Genomic DNA, 16,167 nt, shown 5'->3' on the forward strand with positions numbered 1-16,167 from the left:
GTTTTCCCTAAATTTTCCTACTCGTTGATATCGGAGAGCCTTGTTTCGGCACTGCCATCCCGGTTAACATCAATAGTGGGCATCCAAATCTGGTCGAACCAGATTGGCGCTATTTCGCCAATGCCGCTGTCGGGGCCGCATCGATTTCAGCCGTTGATTCCGCCACCGCGGCGCGCACAAGGGCGCCCGCCGCCCATTGCGCGACCGACCGCATGCCGCGGCTATCGAGCCCCCATATATCCTTCAGCACGATCAGCACTTCGACGCCGAACATCATCGACAGCGCCTGCGCCAGGCGCTTGAACTCGCGCGGCGGCAGCCGGCCCTTGAGCGGTGCGATGGCATCCTTCAGCAGCTGGACGCGATGTCCGCGCGTGAATTGCGGCTCGCCGCCCAGCGTGCCCGCCTGCCGCTGCGCCCACTGGTCGAGCGACAGTTTCAGCGCTGCCTTGAAAGTTGCCTCGAAAGCTTCGATGCGCGGCATGGCGGTATCGAACAATTCGGCAACGCGGCGCCCGGCATCGGTGGACGTCGATTGCCAGGTCAGGATCGGCCCAAGCCCCTCGTCAACCACCGCCTGCACCAGGGCTGCCTGGCTGGGGAAATAGCGATAGGCGGTGGCGCGCGACACTTGCGCCGCCTCCGCGACTTCGCTGACCGACGGGGTGACGCCCGCCTGCATCAGCCGCGTCGCCGTCTTCAGCATCAGCCGTTTTGTGCGGGCCCGTGGGCCGCGTTCGGCAGCCTCGTTGGCGTCGTCGCTCCCAGCGGCTTGTTGACGTGAGACATCCATGTCAATACGATACGCGCGTCTCAAAAAATTGCAATGACCTTTGCCCACCGAAAGGCCGGCAAAGGGCGACAGGCGGTCCGGCGCCGGTCGGCCGGTGACGGGAGAAACGCGATGAAGCGCATCTACGTGGTGGGCACAGCCGACACCAAGGGCGAGGAACTTGCCTTCCTGGCCGATGCTATTGCCGCCACCGGCAGTTCGGTTGCCCGCGTCGACATCGGAACGCGCGGTGCCACGGTGCCGGTCGATATCCCGGCCAGCGAGGTCGCGGCGCATCATCCGGATGGAGCCAGTGGCGTGCTCGGCATCGATGATCGCGGCACGGCAGTGGCCGGCATGGGCGCCGCCTTCACCGGTTTCATTCAGTCGCGCGACGACATATCAGGCGTGATCGGCATTGGGGGCGGCGGCGGCACGTCGATCATCACTGCTGGCATGCGCGCGCTGCCGCTTGGGCTGCCCAAGATCATGGTCTCGACGCTCGCCTCCGGCGACACCGCGCCCTATGTCGACGTCTCCGACATCATCATGATGCCATCGGTCACCGATATGGCGGGACTGAACCGGCTGTCACGCGTCGTGCTGCACAACGCGGCGCAAGCGATCGCCGGCATGGCCGCAAAGCCGGCGCCGACTGCCACCGGCAAGCCGGCACTCGGGCTCACCATGTTCGGCGTTACCACGCCTTGCGTGACCGCCATCGCGGATCAGTTGCGCGCCAACTATGACTGCATGGTTTTCCACGCCACCGGCACCGGCGGCCGCTCGATGGAGAAGCTCGCGGACTCGGGCCTGCTCGCCGGTGTTATCGACATCACCACGACGGAAGTCTGCGACCTGCTGCTCGGCGGCGTGCTGCCTGCGACGGAGGACCGCTTCGGCGCCATCGCACGCACCAAGCTGCCCTATGTAGGCTCGGTCGGCGCGCTGGACATGGTCAATTTCTGGGCGCCGCCGACCATTCCCGAGAAGTTTAGGGGCCGGCTGTTCTACGAGCACAATCCCAACGTCACACTGATGCGCACCACGGTGGACGAATGCCGCGGTATAGGCGAGTGGATCGGCACCAGGCTCGCTCGCTGCGAGGGCCCTGTGCATTTCCTGATCCCCGAAAAAGGTGTCTCGGCACTCGATATCGAGGGCGGCGCCTTCTTCGACCCCGAAGCCGACGCCGTGCTGTTCGGTGCCATCGAGCGCACCATCAGGCCGAGCGCCACACGCCGGGTCACACGCCTGCCGTTGCACATCAACGATCCGGAATTTGCCAAAGCCGCAACCGCGGCCTTCCTCGACATCGCCAGACAGTGAGAGCCAACAAATGCCCGCAATACCGCGCAAGGACATATTGAAGAAGTTCAAGGCGATGATCGCCGACGGCGTGCCCATCGTTGGGGGCGGCGCCGGCACTGGCCTGTCGGCCAAGGCCGAGGAAGCCGGCGGCATCGACCTCATCATCATCTACAATTCCGGCCGCTATCGCATGGCCGGGCGCGGCTCGGCTGCGGGCCTGCTCGCCTATGGCAACGCCAACGAGATCGTCAAGGAAATGGCCTATGAGGTGCTGCCGGTGGTCAAAAAGACGCCGGTGCTGGCCGGTGTCAACGGCACCGATCCCTTCGTCATCATGCCGCTGCTGCTTGCCGAGCTGAAGACGATGGGCTTTTCAGGCGTGCAGAATTTCCCGACCATCGGCCTGTTCGATGGCAGCATGCGCCAGAGTTTTGAGGAAACCGGCATGGGCTTCGGGCTGGAGGTCGACATGATTGCCGAGGCGCACAAGCTCGATCTTCTGACCACGCCCTATGTCTTCAACCCCGACGAGGCGCGCGCCATGACAAAAGCCGGCGCCGACATCGTCGTTGCCCATATGGGGGTGACGACCGGCGGCTCGATCGGAGCCACGTCGGCCAAGTCGCTCGACGACTGCGTGGTCGAGATCGACGTCATCGCCAACGCGGCGCGCTCGGTGCGCAAGGATGTCATCCTGCTTTGCCATGGCGGGCCGATCTCGATGCCGGATGATGCCCGCTACATCCTCGACCGCTGCAAGGGCCTGCACGGCTTTTATGGCGCGAGTTCGATGGAACGGCTGCCGGCTGAAGCCGCGATCGCCAGGCAGACGGCGGATTTCAAGGCCGTCATGCTGCACGACCATAAGAAAAAGAAGGGGATGAGATCATGACCGACAAGAGCAAGGTATTCGTATACCCGAAGGACGTGAGCGCCTTCGGCTTTGACTGGGGCAAGCTGTCGCTGACGGTGGCGCCTGAAGTGAATGGCGCTGAGCGCTTTTCCGGCGGTGTCGTCGACCTGCCCTCAGGCAAGGGACACACGCGCCACAACCATCCCGGCGCGGAAGAGATCATCTTCGTTATTTCGGGCAATGGCGAGCAGATGGTCGAGGACGAGGAGGGCAATCCGGTCGTCGCCAAGGTCGGCCCCGGCTGCACCATCTATGTGCCGGAAAGCCGTTTCCATTCGACGCTGAACACGGGCGATGGGCCGATGCAGCTCTTCGTTGTCTATTCGCCGGCTGGACCCGAACTGGTGCTGCGGGAGTTGCCGGATTTCAGGTTGATCCCGGCGGGGAAATGATGATTTCCTCCAGGGGTAGCGCCGCCCCTCATTGTCTTGCCGGACATTTCTCCCCGTATAGTGACAGGGAGAAAGATGCTTTCATCGGCGATTTCGCCAATCGCCCGAGCTGCCTTCTTCTCCCGTTCTACGGGGAGAAGGTGCCGGCAGGCGGATGAGGGGCGGCGCCGGCCTTCGTTCTATAAAGCCCCACCTCTATTCCAGCCCCGCGCCCGATCCCCAAACATCACATATCCCGCATCCGTCACCGCCAACGTGTCCTCCAACTTGATGAACCCCCGCGTCGGGTGAAGCATGGTCGTCTCCACCGACAGCACCATGTTTGTCTCCAGCGGCTTGGCGGCATAGGTGCCTTCATAGGTCACCGGATGGTTGGTCATCAGGAACGGAGCCTCATGCGTGATCAGGCCCATGCCGTGGGCGAAGAAATCCGTGTAGTGCGCGACCTTGGAGGCCTTCAGCACACCCTCGGCATGCGAAATCATGTCGCCGCCGATGGTGCCCGCCCTCACCTTCGAGAACGCCGCCTGCTGCACCGTCTCGACCTCGGCCAATAGATCCTCAAGCTCGGCATCCGGTTCGCCCAGAATGCCCATGCGGCAGAGATCGCCAATATAGCCGTGATAATTGCCGCCGGAATCGATCGACAGCACTTCGCCCTTTTTCCACGCCTGCGGTGACGCCGCACGGTTGTGGCTGGCGCCCAACGTCAGCAGGCAATATTCGAAATGCGCGCCGCGATTGGTTTCCTCACACCGCAGCTGCTCGATGATCTCCGCCTTGGTCGTGCCTTCATGCGCCCACCGGATGGTCGCCAACATGGAATCGGTGATCAGCTCGGAGGCGATACGCAGCTTTTCCAGCTCAGCGTCCGTCTTGATGGCGCGCATGCTCTCCAGCATGCCGGTCGCGTCGATCAGCCTGGCATCCGGCAACGCCTTGCGGATCAGCGCATAGGCGTCCGACGGCAGGAAGGCCGGCTCGATGCCGAGGCGGGCGCCGGCCTTGCCGATCTTGCTGATGTGCTCGACCGCAAGATTGGCAGCATCGAGCGTGCCCCAGCAGGCGGCATGCAGCGTCGGCGTCCAGAACGGGCTGTTCTGGTGCTCGGCGCCTTCCATGCGGTTGCCGATATAGGCGGCATGACCGGGCCCGCCCTTTTCATAGAGGACGATAGGCAGGTAACGGCTATGGCCGATCGCATCCATGGCGGCAAAGAAGATGAACTTGTAGCCGCCAAGCAGATACTGCGTGTTGTGCTTGGAGGTCGCGAGCAGAACATCGATGCCGGCCTCTTCCATCAGCCGGTCGACCCTCACCTGATCGAACGGGATATTGCTGACGGCGCTCTTGCCCGGGGCGATGTTCATCTTTCTCTCCCTGATATCAGTGGGATCGCCGGCCGTACTGCGTCCAATCCCTTGGCTTCGATCAAATCTGCACCATTTCGTTAACTCTGGTCCAGCCAGAAACAGGTTAGATTGCTTCGGCAGGCTGTCACCACTCGTCATTGCTGCACACTAAGGCAATCTGGTCCTACCAGAATACCAGAATGAAAGGGCCACCTCTAAAACTGGTCCAGAGGACGAAAATTTCAAAGCCAAGCAAGGATGCGCCAATTCCGTCTCTGGCGAAACCCTTGGCAAGGGCCATAATCGCCGCGAGGATGCTGGCGGGTGCGGCCAGCTTCGAGGGGTGCGCCCATCTGGTCGCGGAGAGGACGGAGGTTGATCATGTCGGATATTTCCAGACGCACGCTGCTTGGCGGCTCAGTTTTACTGCTGGCCTCCACCGCCATGCCCACATTCAGCTGGGCGCAGACGCCGAAGAAGGGCGGCCGCCTCGTGCTCGCCGCCGATTCCGAACCGCGCAACCTCAATCCGGCCATCGTCGCCTCCAACGGCGTCTTCTTCATTTCCAGCAAGATCGTCGAAACGCTGGCCGAAGCCTCGTTCGAAGGCAAGGACGGACTGGAACCCCGCCTTGCGCTCTCCTGGGAAGCTGCTGCCGATGGGCTGTCGGTGACCTTCAAACTGCGCGACGGCGTCAAATGGCATGACGGCGAGCCGTTCACCTCGGCCGACGTCGCCTTCTCCGCGCTGCAGATCTGGAAGCCGCTGCAGAATCTCGGCCGCACCGTGTTCAAGGATCTGGCCAGCGTCGACACCCCTGACGATCTGACCGCCGTCTTCAAATTCGCCAAGCCAACGCCGTTCCAGCTGATCCGCAACGCGCTGCCGGCGCTGTCAAGCGTGGTGCCGAAGCACATCTACGAGGTCGGCAAGATCGAGGACAACCCGGCCAACAATGCACCCATCGGCACCGGGCCGTTCAAGTTCGGCGAATACAAGGCCGGCCAGTATTACAAGCTGACCAGGAATGCGGATTACTGGGCCAAGGACGAGCCGTATCTCGACGAGATCATCTACCAGGTGCTACCCGACCGCACGTCGGCTGCAGCGGCGCTCGAGGCCGAAGAGATCCAGCTCGCCGCCTTCTCCGCCGTGCCCTTGGCCGACCTCGACCGCATCTCCAAGGTGCCGGGCCTGAAGGTGATCTCCAAGGGCTATGAGGGGCTGACCTATCAGCTCGTCGTAGAGATCAACCATCGCCGCAAGGAACTGGCCGACGTGAAGGTCCGCCAGGCGATCGCGCATGCCATCGACAAGGACTTCGTCGTCAAGACGGTGTTCCTCGGCTATGCCGCCACCGCCACCGGCCCGGTGCCGAAGAACGATCCGCAATTCTACACTGCCGACGTGCCGATCTATCCATTCGACGTCGCCAAGGCCAACGCCTTGCTCGACGACGCGGGGTACAAGCGCGCCGATGACGGCAAGCGTTTTGCGCTGAAACTCCTGCCGGCACCCTATTTCAACGAGACGAAGCAGTTCGGCGACTATCTGCGCCAGGCGCTGGCGGCAATCGGCATCGACGCCGTGATCGTCAACAACGACTCGGCCGCGCACATCAAGGCCGTCTACACCGACCACACCTTCGACCTCGCCGTCGGCCCGCCGGTGTTCCGCGGCGACCCGGCGATCTCGACCACCATCCTGGTGCAGAGCGGCATTCCCGACGGCGTGCCGTTCTCCAACCAGGGCGGCTACAAGAACGCCGCGCTCGACGCGCTGATCGCCAAGGCTTCGGAGACGCTGGATACGTCAGCGCGCACCGACCTATACAAGGAATTCCAGAAACAGGTCGCGGCGGACCTGCCGCTGATCAACGTCGCCGAATGGAGCTTCATCAGCGTCGCGCGCGATACCGTGGGCAACATCGCCAACAACCCGCGATGGGCGGCGTCGAACTGGGCGGACACCTATCTGGAATCGTGACACATTTGCGCGGATGAAAGTTCGCAAAGAAATTGGTGTGAAGGCATGGCGTAGGGCCGCGTTTCATCACACCCCCCTCTGTCCTGCCGGACATCTCCCCCGCAAGGGGGGAGATCAGCAGCTTCGCTGTCGCGTACATTCGGCATCGAAGATTGGCGAAGGCAGAGGCGACATCCAATCTCCCCCCTTGCGGGGGAGATGTCCGGCAGGACAGAGGGGGGTGCCTAGACACCGCACCTCTCCCGACTGGCGCAGCGCTATGCCTTTCCCATGACCCGCGCCCTCACCCTCATGCGCCGTCGCCTCGTCGGCAGCATCTTCGTGCTGCTGATCGTCATCATCGGCACATTCCTCCTCCTGGAAGCCGCCCCCGGTGACGCGGTCGACGCCTACATCGTCTCGACCGGCGGCGACGCCGGCATGATCGAATTGCTGCGTCATCGCTGGGGCCTCGACCAGTCCGAGCTGACACGGCTCGCGAACTATCTCTGGGCGCTGCTGCATTTCGACCTCGGCCAGTCCGTTACCTTCTCGCGGCCAATTCGCGATGTCATCCTGGAACGCCTGCCGACGACACTGCTCTTGATGGTGACCGCCACCGCGCTCTCCTTCGGTTTGGGCTCGGCGCTCGGCATCTACGCCGGCGCCAGACCCGGCAGCTTTCGCGACTGCTTCCTGTCGATCGGCTCGCTGGCGCTTTATGCCGTGCCGGGTTTCTGGCTTGGCCTGGTGCTGATCGTCGTCTTTGCCGTCGACCTGCGCTGGCTGCCGATCGGCGGCATCGAGAGCCTGGCCTCGGACAAGACCGGTTTTGACCGCGCCACCGACATCGCCGTCCACCTCGTCCTGCCGGTTTCCGCGCTCGGCTTCATCTATCTCGCGCTCTATCTGCGCATGATGCGCGCCGGCATGGCCGAGGCGTGGCGGCAGGATTTTGTGCTCGCCGCCCGCGCCAGGGGGCTGTCACGCCGCCGCATCGTGCTCGCCCATGTCGCCCGCAACGCGCTCTTGCCGCTGGTCACCATGCTCGGCCTGCAATCGGCGCAGATGCTGGGCGGCAGCGTCGTCATCGAAAGCGTCTTTGCCGTGCCCGGGCTCGGCCGGCTGGCGCAGGAAGCGGTCGCTTCGCGCGACACGCCGCTGCTGCTCGGCATCATCCTCACCAGCGCCGTCCTCGTCATTGCCGTCAACCTTGCCGTCGACATCGCCTACGCCTTCCTCGACCCGCGCGTCGGCGCCGGCGAGGCCAGCGCGTGAGCGCGCTGCCGCGGTTCCTGCGCCGGCCGGAAGCGGTCGCCGGCGCGATCATCCTGGCGCTTCTGTTCGCCATGGCGCTGTTTGCGTCGCTGCTCTTCCCCGGCGACCCGCAGGCCATTGCCGGACCAGCACTGCTGCCGCCCTTCCAGGACTGGTCGCTGCCGCTCGGCACCGACCGGCTCGGCCGTGACGTGCTGGCCGAACTGTTCCACGGCGCCCGCACCTCGCTGGCGGTCGGCCTGGCGGCGGCAGCGGCGGCACTCTTCATCGGCGCGGTCGTCGGCACGCTGGCCGGCTTTGCCGGCGGCCTTGTGGACGAGGGGCTGATGCGCATCACCGATGCCTTCCAGACCGTGCCGAGTTTTCTCCTGGCGCTGGCCTTCGTCAGCGTCGTCGGGCCGTCGCTCGGCGTCGTCGTCACGGCAATAGCGCTTGGCGCCTGGACCGGACCGGCGCGTGTAGCGCGCGCCGAAGTGCTGTCGATCCGCGAGCGCGATTACGTCGCCGGCGCTCGCGTCATCGGCATGCATCCGCTTGAGATCGCTTTTCGCGAGGTGTTGCCCAACGCGTTGCCGCCGGTGCTGGCCTTGTCCTCGGTGATCGTGGCCGCCGCGATCCTCACCGAGGCAGCGCTGTCCTTCCTCGGTCTCGGCGACCCCAATCGCGTCACTTGGGGCGGCATGATCGCCGAGGGCCGCACTGTGCTGCGCACCGCGCCCTTTCTGTCGATCGTTCCGGGCATCGCCTTGGTGCTGACCGTGCTTGGCGTCTATCTCACCGGCGAAGGCGTGGTCGAAACGACGGCGGTGCGGAGGAGCCTGTCGTGACCGCACTGGCTGAGATACGCGATCTGTCAGTGCGCTATCGGCGAGATGGCAGCGAGGTTACGGCGCTGAAGGGGGTCAGCCTGGATGTTATTGCCGGCGAGCGGCTGGCGATCATTGGCGAAAGCGGTTCGGGCAAGAGCACGCTGGCGCTGGCGGTGGCTGGACTGCTGCCGGCGAGCGCCAAGATTGAAGGGCATGTCAAGTGGCAATTTCAGGCGCCGCGATCCTTCCCACCCCCCTCTGTCCTGCCGGACATCTCCCCCGCAAGGGGGGAGATCAGCAGCTTTGCCCACGGCTTCCCTTCTGCAACGTTCGTGGTTGGCGAAGGCGGAGATGAGAGAGCAATCTCCCCCCTTGCGGGGGAGATGTCCGGCAGGACAGAGGGGGGTGTGACGGAACGCCGACCTCTCAAATTAACCGAGCCCAGCACGCTCCCCCTTCCCGGTCGCGACATTGGTTTCGTCTTCCAGGACCCCTCCGCCAGCCTCGACCCCGTCATGACCGTCGGCAAACAGATCGCCGAAGTCGCCCGCACCCACCTCGGCCTCGACTGGCCACAAGCTTACGCCAAAGCCAAAACCCTGCTCCAACGTGTCCGGCTGCCCGACCCACAAACCGCCATGCGTGCTTTCCCGCACCAGCTCTCCGGCGGCCAGAAGCAGCGCGTTGCTGTTGCCGCGGCCATTGCAGCCGGTCCGAAACTGCTGATCGCCGATGAGGCGACCAGCGCGCTGGACACCATTGTGCAAGCCGAAATCGTCAGCCTCATTCGGCAACTGGTGGCGGAGGACGGCATGACGCTGCTGTTCATCAGCCACGACATCGCGCTGGCCGCCGAACTCGCAGAGCGTATCGCTGTATTCCGGAACGCCGAACTGATCGAACTCGGCCCGACGGAGCAAATCATAAACGCCCCGCGCCATGCCTATACGCGAACGCTGCTCAACGCCCATCTCGGCCTCGACGCCGATCCGCTGCTACGACGGGCGCCGGCATGAACTTGCTCACCGTCTCCGGTCTTACCAAGCGATACCGTCGTGGCGGCAAGGCCATCGCGGCCGTCGACGGTGTCTCCTTCGCCATCGAACCCGGCGAGACGCTGGCGCTGGCCGGGCCCTCCGGCAGCGGCAAGTCGACGATCGCGCGGCTGGTGCTTAGGTTGATCGAGCCCGACGCCGGCACCGTCCAATTCGAAGGCGATGACTTTCTGCTCTTGAAGGGTGCGGCCCTGCGCACCAAGCGCGCGCGCCTGCAAATGGTGTTCCAGGATCCGCTCGCCGCGTTCAACCCGCGCGCCACGGTGGCTCGCGTGCTTGACGATCCCTTGCGCATCCATGCCATCGCTTCCCGCGCCGAGAGGCCGGCCCGCATTGCTGCCTTGCTGGATCGCGTCGGGCTGGCAGCCGATCTCGCCCCGCGCGCCATTCACGAAATCTCCGGCGGCCAGCGCCAGCGCGTCGCCATCGCCCGAGCCATCGCGACCAAACCGTCGCTGATCGTGCTCGACGAGGCGGTGTCGGCGCTCGACGTTTCGGTCCGCGGACAGATCCTTGAGTTGCTGCTCGACCTGCAAGCCAGGGAACGGATCTCCTATCTCTTCATTTCGCATGATCTCGGCGTCGTACGGGCCATCGCCCACCGCGTCGTTCTTCTCAACGCCGGGCGGATCGCCGAGAGCGGCGACCCCCGCAACGTAGTCGACGCGCCGCAATCGGCAATCGGCAAGGCGCTGGTTGCGGCGGCGCCAAGATTGGACAGAAGCAGCAGGCAAGTACCATGACCGAACCAGAAGCCAGAGCCGAAAAACTCTCGCGCGAACTCGATTCCGCCTTCCGCAACCGCGCCGATCTCTACCGTCTGTTTCTCGACGAGCTGACCGGCGAACTCGGCGCGGAAAAGGCCGAGGCGATCATGATCCGCACCATCGAGCAGCGCGGCAAGGAGGTGGCGGCGGCCGCCTTCGCCCGTTTCGGACCTAACGACGCGCCGGCCATCGGCGAGGCATTTTTGGCCGTCAGCCCGGATGGCGGCCTGATGTATCCGACCGATGTCGAGCGCGGGCCGGACCACATCGCCTTCAAGGTGAAGCGTTGTCCGCTGAAGGACGCCTGGGTCGAGGCCGGTGTCGGTGATGAAAAACTCGCCACGCTCTGCCGCATCGCCGGCGCTTTCGACCGTGGTCTGTTCGAGGCAACGGGCGTGCGCTTCGACAATGTCACCTGGACGCCGGGCCACGGCCCCGGCTGCTGCCACATCGCGCTGACCAACAGGGATGCCGCCGGATAGCCAATGCTGATCAGTCGGCGGCAAACACATGCAGCTCCGTGCCCGCCTGTTCGGCAGCAGTGCGCAGGTCGGCCTTCGGTTCGCTGTCGGTGACGATATCGGCAATGTCATCGAGCCCGCAGATGCGTTCCAGACTGCTGCGGCCAAACTTGTCGTGGGTCACCACCAGCACCGTCGACAGTGAACGCGATATCATTGCGCGTTTAACGGCTGCGGCGCCCGAGATCATGTCGCTCGGACCATCGGCGCTTATCCCCGATGCCCCGATAATGGCGACGTCGGCATTGTAGCGGCGCAGGAACTCGACGGTGTCTTCGCCAAGCACGCTGCCTTCGCGGCTGTCATAGGTCCCGGGGCAAAGCAGCACGCGGAAGGTCGGATTGGCGCCGGCCACCGAGGCCACGCCGGTGGAATTGGTGATGATGGTCAGGTCGCGCTTCAGCTGCGAAAGGTTGCGCGCCACCTCATAAGTGGTCGAACCGCCATCGATCATCACGATCTGGCCCTTCTGGACCAGGCCCGCTGCGCCGCGGCCGATGCGGGCGCGCTCCTCGACCAGGGTCAGGCCGCGCTCCGAAATCACCGGCTCTGATGTCACCAGCGAGATCGTCGCACCGCCATAGGTGCGGTTGATCAGCCCGGCATCGCCGAGTTCGATGAGATCGCGGCGGATGGTCTCGCCGGCGACGCCGATGCGCCGTGCAAGTTTGGAGATGCGGATGGACGCCGACCGGCGCACTTCCGAAAGGATAAGCGCGTGCCGCTCCTTCTTCGTCAGTCGGCCCTGATCCATGATTATTCCATTCCCTTTGCAGCAATCAGTGCGTCGGCAAGCTCGGCAAACCCTTGCGCGCCGCGCCCGCTTGTGACGAAGGCAGGAGATGCCGGAAGTTCGCCGGCGAAGTCCAGCACATTAGCGACGCCGACGCTGTTGGGGAAGAAGCCGAACATTGGTGCATCGTTTGGACTATCGCCGACGAAGACAATGCTGTCCTTGTCGTGGTCTATGTCTATACCAAAACAGTCGCGCAAGAATAGCCGGCTTGTTGACAGTTTGTCGTATTTGCCGAACCAGCCATTGACATGGATGGACGAGATTTTCGCCGCCGCTCCATAGCGCTGAAAGATAGCGACGATCTTCAGCACTTCAGATTTGGGCAGCGGCGCGACATCCTCGCGAAAATCGATCGCCAAATCGGCTTCGCGATAGGCCTGGTCAGCGGCGACCGCCGCACCCGGAATTTCCGCGAGCACGGCGCGTTCGATCTCGCGCAGGCGCGCCGCGTCAGCCTGCCTTTCCCCGGCACTCCTGGCATAGTGACGAACGATGCGCTTGGCAGTGCCGTCATAGCGGAAATAGAAAGCGCCGTTCTCGCCGATCACGCCATCGACCGGCCATTGCCGCGCGATCAGGTCGCACCAGCCGGCAGGGCGGCCGGTCACCGGCGCGACAAGGAAGCCGGCCTGCTTCAGCCGCTCGAGCGCCGCATAGGCTTTTGCCGGCAGCCGTCCCTTGTCGGTCAAGGTGTCGTCGATATCGGTCAGAACGACGGCGATGTTGCGCCGGTCTAGCGCGGTGAAGTCGGCAAGCGGACGCAGCACCCGCTCAGGCTCCCGCCGCAACCGTTTCGAGCGAGGCAGCCGCGACGTCGAGCATGGTGAACCTGTCGCGGATCAGCCGGGCATTGGCGACCGCCTCGTCGTAGAAGCCAGCCGGTATGGCAACCTCCTGCGGCGTGGTCGGCGCGCCGGCGGCGCGCAGTGCTGCCGCGATCTCGCGCGCCGGGCGTGCCACCCGCACCAGCCTTTCACGATGCGAGCGCCATTGCTTGGCCAGCATGGTGTTGATGGCGTTTGCCCGTTCGCGGTCCAGCAGCTTGGGCTTGAATGCCGCCCAGCAGGAACGTCCGAGCGTTTCGCCGAAGATCTCGATGAAGCGTTCTGGCGTATCCGCGGACGGCGCGAGCTGCAGCTCCGGCAGTGCCAGCACGCGCTCCTGCAGCCGCGCCATCGTCAACGTCGTCACCGCTATGTGTTCGCCGTGATGCGCCTCAGGCAATCCCTGGCCCCGCATGTCGATATAGTGGGCGATCAGATGTTCGCCCTGGCTGGCCGGATAAGAGCCGCCGCACAGTGTCATGCCGAGACCGGACATGACCAGCGTGCGCACCAGCACTTCCATCGCCTCAAGGTCGCCGGTCCCGAGTTCGCCGGCTTTGGCGATAAGCGCCTCCTCGTCCTCAGCCAGAAGCATGAACGGCGCCTCCCGGTAGGGCGTGCCGAGCAACAGATGCGCCATCAGCCAATCGGTCTGCGCGGTCGGCCGCGCCATCGAATCGCCGAAGCCGGCAGCGATCAGCCGGTGCGGCGCTCGCGCCATGACATCGAGATCGAGGAAGACACCGACCGGCAGGCTCGCCGTCAGCGATTTCTTCAGGCCGTCCTCTGTGATTGCCGCAGACACCGAGGTGTAGCCGTTCATCGACGGCGCGGTGCCGAACACCGCATAGGGCTTTTGGGTCAGATGGGCGGCATATTTGGTGATGTCATTGATCGAGCCCGATCCGACCGCGACCAGACCGCTGGCGTCTTTCGTGCGGGCGATCACCGATCGCACGGCGTCCATGTCGGGATGCGGATGGCGCGGCAGGATGATCTTGTCGACATCGCTGGAGCCGCGCAGCGCAATCGACACTCTCTCGCCGAGAGCCAGCCTTGTGTCGGGATCCATGACAACGGCGAGCCTGCGGCCGAGCGGCAGCGGCTTGACCAGCGCATCGGCTTCATCGCCGAGACCGCGCCCTATGACGATGGTCTTCAGCGGCACCGACAGCATTCCCTGGCTGTCCGGGTCAGGCAGCGTGCCGGCAATAAGGCGATCGAGCATTTGTCTGGACATAGGATGCAGTCCGGTCAGTCAGCATGAAGCGGGGTCAGGGCATCGAACAAGGTGCGATACCGGCGGTAACTTCTGTCGTAGGCGGCCTTGGCGGAAGGATCAGGGTCGATCGTCTCGATGTGGCCGGCCAGCCTTTCAGCCGCCTGCTGCACTGAGGAGGTAAGGCCGATGGCTGCGGCGGCAAGGATTGCCGCACCGATCGGCGAGGCATCGGCCGCACCCGCGATCTCGACCGGCCTGCCGCTGACATCGGCACGGATTTGCGCCCATACCCGGCTGCGCGCGCCACCGCCTGAGAGCCGGATGCGATCCGTCGCGATATCGAGATCGTCCAGCCGGTCGACCACGTCGCGCATGGCAAAGGCACAGCCCTCCAGCACGGCACGGGCACAAGCGGCTTTGCCGTGGAAGGATGTCAGGCCGTAGAAAGCGGCACGCGCTTCGGCGATCCAGCGCGGCGCCATGGCACCGGACAACGCGGGCAAGAACAGCAAATCGTCGCTGCCGGCAACCACCGTCGCCGCCAGTTCCGACATCGCCGCCGGCGAATCGACGCCGAAGGTTGTTAGAAACCACGTCACCGCGCCGCCCGAGAGCCATCCGGGATTGGAGATGAAATAGCCGTTGCCGAGAAAGCCATGGGTCTCGACCAGGCCGCCGGGGTCGAGGCGAAGCGTGCCGGACACCGCGCCGACCACTTCGGCCGTGCCGAGATTGCAGGCGACGACACCGGGCACGACAACCCCGGCGCCTATGGCGGCCGAAAAATCATCGCCGGTGCCGACCGCCAGCGGCGTGCCCACAGGCAGACCGGTGAGCTCGGCGCCGGCGTGGGTCAAGGCGCCGGCGATCTCAGATGCATCGTCGATGCCGGGCAATTTATCTGCATCGATGTCGAAGGCCGCCAGCAGATCGCCGGCATAGTTGTGCTCCTTCAGCCCATAGAGCATGGTCGTCGAGGCCAGCGCGTGATCGATGACGGCACGACCGCACAACGCTGCGACCACGAATGATACCGGTTGATGCCAGAGCGCCACTCGGCGCGCTTCGGGCAGGTTGCGCGCGGCCCAGCGGATTTTCGCCGCCATATGCGTGGCGTCCAGAACGAGACCGGTGCGCTCGCGGATGAAGTCCGGATCGATGGCGGCGATCTCTGCCGCCGCGCGCCGATCCATCCAGATGATGCACGGCGTCAGGGCCTGGCCGCTGCTGTCGACCGCAACACAGCCGTCGAGTTGGCCGGCAATGGCAATGCCCTTGATGTCGGACGGCGCAAGCCCAGCCTTGTCGAGCGCGCCGGCAATGGCCGGCTTGAGCGCCGCCAGCCACAGCGCCGGATTCTGTTCGGCCCAGCCGGGCGCCGGGAAGGCCGGCTGGTACAACACAGCGGCCTCGCCACGCAGCCGCAATTCGTCATCGACAACGATCGCCTTCAGGCTTTGTGTGCCGAGATCGATGCCGATGACTGGCATTAGACACGCTCGCAATCCGCGAGAACATCCCGCAGTTGCGAGAGGATAGAACCTTTCGTCGGCGAATAGGAACCGTCGAACACCGCTGTGCCAATGGTAAAAGCGTTGGCGCCGGCCAGCTTGATCGCCTTGATCCGATCGGCTGATGCCACGGCGCCGGCGACGATCAGATGCCGCGACGGACCAAGCCCGCGCCGGGCTGCGCGCACCAGTTCGGCCGGGTCGGCCTCGGTGGCGCGATAGGCGAGGATGTCGCATCCCGCACAACCCTTCTCGGCGAAGGCGCGGCAGTCGGCCTCGACATCCTCGGCCGAACCGCCGAGCTTGGTCGGATGGCCGACCGGCCGACCCGGAAAAGGGTAGTATTCGGTGCCGCTCCCCTCCAGCAACGCCATGATCTCGTCGACCTGGGTTCCACCGAGCAGGCGCCGGACGCCGAGATCCCTGGCGATGCGCGCGGAATTAAGGCAGGCCTCAGCCGTCGTCGAGACAACTTCCATGTAAGTGGTGGCGCCTGTCCGGCCAATGGCGACAGCGAGCTTGCGCAGCACATCCGGCGCGACGCCAATATCCTTGAAGCCGACATGCTTCAGGCCGACCGGCTCAATCAATTCGACCAGGTCGAGACAGTCCTCGACCGTGCGATCGTTGCGCGTCAGCATGAAGATGAAGTCCATCCGAAAGGTCCCTCGCCTGGTCG

Annotated in this window: 16 protein-coding genes; 9 read left to right on the forward strand and 7 right to left on the reverse strand. The window is 64.5% G+C overall.

Features of this window, described 5'->3' with window-relative positions; translation table 11 throughout:
- Positions 1-109: 109 nt before the first annotated feature.
- Positions 110-793, reverse strand: coding sequence for a TetR/AcrR family transcriptional regulator (locus tag NKJ64_RS21830; RefSeq protein WP_023828301.1), 684 nt, complete (start codon positions 791-793; stop codon positions 110-112).
- Between the two features lie 111 nt (positions 794-904).
- Between NKJ64_RS21830 and NKJ64_RS21835 the strand changes: the two genes are divergently transcribed.
- Genes NKJ64_RS21835 through NKJ64_RS21845 form a run of 3 tightly spaced genes read left to right on the forward strand, consistent with a single transcriptional unit; the run spans position 905 to position 3,388 of the window.
- Positions 905-2,101, forward strand: a complete 1,197-nt coding sequence (locus tag NKJ64_RS21835; RefSeq protein WP_023828300.1) for a Tm-1-like ATP-binding domain-containing protein — start codon at positions 905-907, stop codon at positions 2,099-2,101.
- A 10-nt stretch (positions 2,102-2,111) separates the two neighbouring features.
- A complete protein-coding gene (locus NKJ64_RS21840) occupies positions 2,112-2,975 on the forward strand; it encodes a phosphoenolpyruvate hydrolase family protein (protein WP_023828299.1) in 864 nt (287 codons plus the stop codon).
- Positions 2,972-3,388, forward strand: a complete 417-nt coding sequence (locus NKJ64_RS21845; RefSeq protein WP_023669853.1) for a cupin domain-containing protein — start codon at positions 2,972-2,974, stop codon at positions 3,386-3,388. Before NKJ64_RS21840 ends, NKJ64_RS21845 begins: the two co-directional genes overlap by 4 nt.
- A 179-nt stretch (positions 3,389-3,567) precedes the next feature.
- Here the strand turns inward: NKJ64_RS21845 and NKJ64_RS21850 are convergent, their stop codons facing one another.
- Positions 3,568-4,758: a M24 family metallopeptidase gene (locus NKJ64_RS21850; RefSeq protein ID WP_352463297.1), complete on the reverse strand. Its 1,191-nt coding sequence runs from the start codon at positions 4,756-4,758 to the stop codon at positions 3,568-3,570.
- 363 nt (positions 4,759-5,121) lie between these two features.
- On the opposite strand from NKJ64_RS21850, the gene NKJ64_RS21855 reads away from it, so the two are divergent.
- The 6 genes from NKJ64_RS21855 to NKJ64_RS21880 all read left to right on the forward strand — a co-directional run bounded on the left by NKJ64_RS21855 (position 5,122) and on the right by NKJ64_RS21880 (position 11,096).
- Positions 5,122-6,726 (forward strand): ABC transporter substrate-binding protein, encoded by a 1,605-nt coding sequence (locus tag NKJ64_RS21855; RefSeq protein ID WP_502902882.1) that lies wholly within the window; start codon positions 5,122-5,124, stop codon positions 6,724-6,726.
- Positions 6,727-6,996: 270 nt separating this feature from the next.
- The gene (locus NKJ64_RS21860) at positions 6,997-7,983 is read left to right on the forward strand and encodes an ABC transporter permease (RefSeq protein WP_023804581.1); all 987 of its coding nucleotides are present in this window, start codon (positions 6,997-6,999) and stop codon (positions 7,981-7,983) included.
- Positions 7,980-8,810, forward strand: coding sequence for an ABC transporter permease (locus tag NKJ64_RS21865; protein WP_023735154.1), 831 nt, complete (start codon positions 7,980-7,982; stop codon positions 8,808-8,810). The genes NKJ64_RS21860 and NKJ64_RS21865 overlap by 4 nt, the downstream gene beginning before the upstream one ends.
- Positions 8,807-9,808, forward strand: coding sequence for an ABC transporter ATP-binding protein (locus tag NKJ64_RS21870; protein ID WP_023826305.1), 1,002 nt, complete (start codon positions 8,807-8,809; stop codon positions 9,806-9,808). Before NKJ64_RS21865 ends, NKJ64_RS21870 begins: the two co-directional genes overlap by 4 nt.
- Positions 9,805-10,590 carry an ATP-binding cassette domain-containing protein gene (locus NKJ64_RS21875; RefSeq protein WP_352463299.1) on the forward strand — a complete coding sequence of 262 codons (786 nt, stop codon included), beginning with the start codon at positions 9,805-9,807 and terminating at the stop codon, positions 10,588-10,590. The genes NKJ64_RS21870 and NKJ64_RS21875 overlap by 4 nt, the downstream gene beginning before the upstream one ends.
- Positions 10,587-11,096 (forward strand): L-2-amino-thiazoline-4-carboxylic acid hydrolase, encoded by a 510-nt coding sequence (locus NKJ64_RS21880; RefSeq protein ID WP_023704257.1) that lies wholly within the window; start codon positions 10,587-10,589, stop codon positions 11,094-11,096. Before NKJ64_RS21875 ends, NKJ64_RS21880 begins: the two co-directional genes overlap by 4 nt.
- Positions 11,097-11,106: 10 nt before the next feature.
- On the opposite strand, the gene NKJ64_RS21885 is transcribed toward NKJ64_RS21880, so the two are convergent.
- From NKJ64_RS21885 to NKJ64_RS21905, 5 genes are read right to left on the reverse strand one after another with little or no spacing between them, the layout of a single operon-like run.
- Positions 11,107-11,889 carry a DeoR/GlpR family DNA-binding transcription regulator gene (locus tag NKJ64_RS21885; protein WP_023686645.1) on the reverse strand — a complete coding sequence of 261 codons (783 nt, stop codon included), beginning with the start codon at positions 11,887-11,889 and terminating at the stop codon, positions 11,107-11,109.
- 2 nt (positions 11,890-11,891) lie between these two features.
- Positions 11,892-12,695 (reverse strand): HAD-IIB family hydrolase, encoded by an 804-nt coding sequence (locus NKJ64_RS21890; RefSeq protein WP_023692036.1) that lies wholly within the window; start codon positions 12,693-12,695, stop codon positions 11,892-11,894.
- A 7-nt stretch (positions 12,696-12,702) separates the two neighbouring features.
- Entirely contained in the window at positions 12,703-13,995 is a 1,293-nt protein-coding gene (locus NKJ64_RS21895; RefSeq protein WP_081727369.1) for an iron-containing alcohol dehydrogenase, read from the reverse strand.
- 14 nt (positions 13,996-14,009) lie between these two features.
- Entirely contained in the window at positions 14,010-15,467 is a 1,458-nt protein-coding gene (locus NKJ64_RS21900) for a xylulokinase (RefSeq protein WP_023751733.1), read from the reverse strand.
- Positions 15,467-16,144, reverse strand: coding sequence for a beta/alpha barrel domain-containing protein (locus NKJ64_RS21905; RefSeq protein WP_023743084.1), 678 nt, complete (start codon positions 16,142-16,144; stop codon positions 15,467-15,469). Before NKJ64_RS21905 ends, NKJ64_RS21900 begins: the two co-directional genes overlap by 1 nt.
- Positions 16,145-16,167: the final 23 nt, after the last annotated feature.

It is taken from the genome of Mesorhizobium sp. M0062 (assembly GCF_040323125.1).
GTDB lineage: Bacteria > Pseudomonadota > Alphaproteobacteria > Rhizobiales > Rhizobiaceae > Mesorhizobium.

Excerpts from the sequence above, each read along its gene's own strand:
- NKJ64_RS21830 (WP_023828301.1), bottom strand. The coding sequence starts at position 793 with ATGGATGTCTCACGTCAACAAGCCGCTGGGAGCGACGACGCCAACGAG.
- NKJ64_RS21835 (WP_023828300.1), top strand. The coding sequence starts at position 905 with ATGAAGCGCATCTACGTGGTGGGCACAGCCGACACCAAGGGCGAGGAA.
- NKJ64_RS21840 (WP_023828299.1), top strand. The coding sequence starts at position 2,112 with ATGCCCGCAATACCGCGCAAGGACATATTGAAGAAGTTCAAGGCGATG.
- NKJ64_RS21845 (WP_023669853.1), top strand. The coding sequence starts at position 2,972 with ATGACCGACAAGAGCAAGGTATTCGTATACCCGAAGGACGTGAGCGCC.
- NKJ64_RS21850 (WP_352463297.1), bottom strand. The coding sequence starts at position 4,758 with ATGAACATCGCCCCGGGCAAGAGCGCCGTCAGCAATATCCCGTTCGAT.
- NKJ64_RS21855 (WP_502902882.1), top strand. The coding sequence starts at position 5,122 with ATGTCGGATATTTCCAGACGCACGCTGCTTGGCGGCTCAGTTTTACTG.
- NKJ64_RS21860 (WP_023804581.1), top strand. The coding sequence starts at position 6,997 with ATGACCCGCGCCCTCACCCTCATGCGCCGTCGCCTCGTCGGCAGCATC.
- NKJ64_RS21875 (WP_352463299.1), top strand. The coding sequence starts at position 9,805 with ATGAACTTGCTCACCGTCTCCGGTCTTACCAAGCGATACCGTCGTGGC.
- NKJ64_RS21880 (WP_023704257.1), top strand. The coding sequence starts at position 10,587 with ATGACCGAACCAGAAGCCAGAGCCGAAAAACTCTCGCGCGAACTCGAT.
- NKJ64_RS21885 (WP_023686645.1), bottom strand. The coding sequence starts at position 11,889 with ATGGATCAGGGCCGACTGACGAAGAAGGAGCGGCACGCGCTTATCCTT.
- NKJ64_RS21895 (WP_081727369.1), bottom strand. The coding sequence starts at position 13,995 with ATGTCCAGACAAATGCTCGATCGCCTTATTGCCGGCACGCTGCCTGAC.
- NKJ64_RS21900 (WP_023751733.1), bottom strand. The coding sequence starts at position 15,467 with ATGCCAGTCATCGGCATCGATCTCGGCACACAAAGCCTGAAGGCGATC.
- NKJ64_RS21905 (WP_023743084.1), bottom strand. The coding sequence starts at position 16,144 with ATGGACTTCATCTTCATGCTGACGCGCAACGATCGCACGGTCGAGGAC.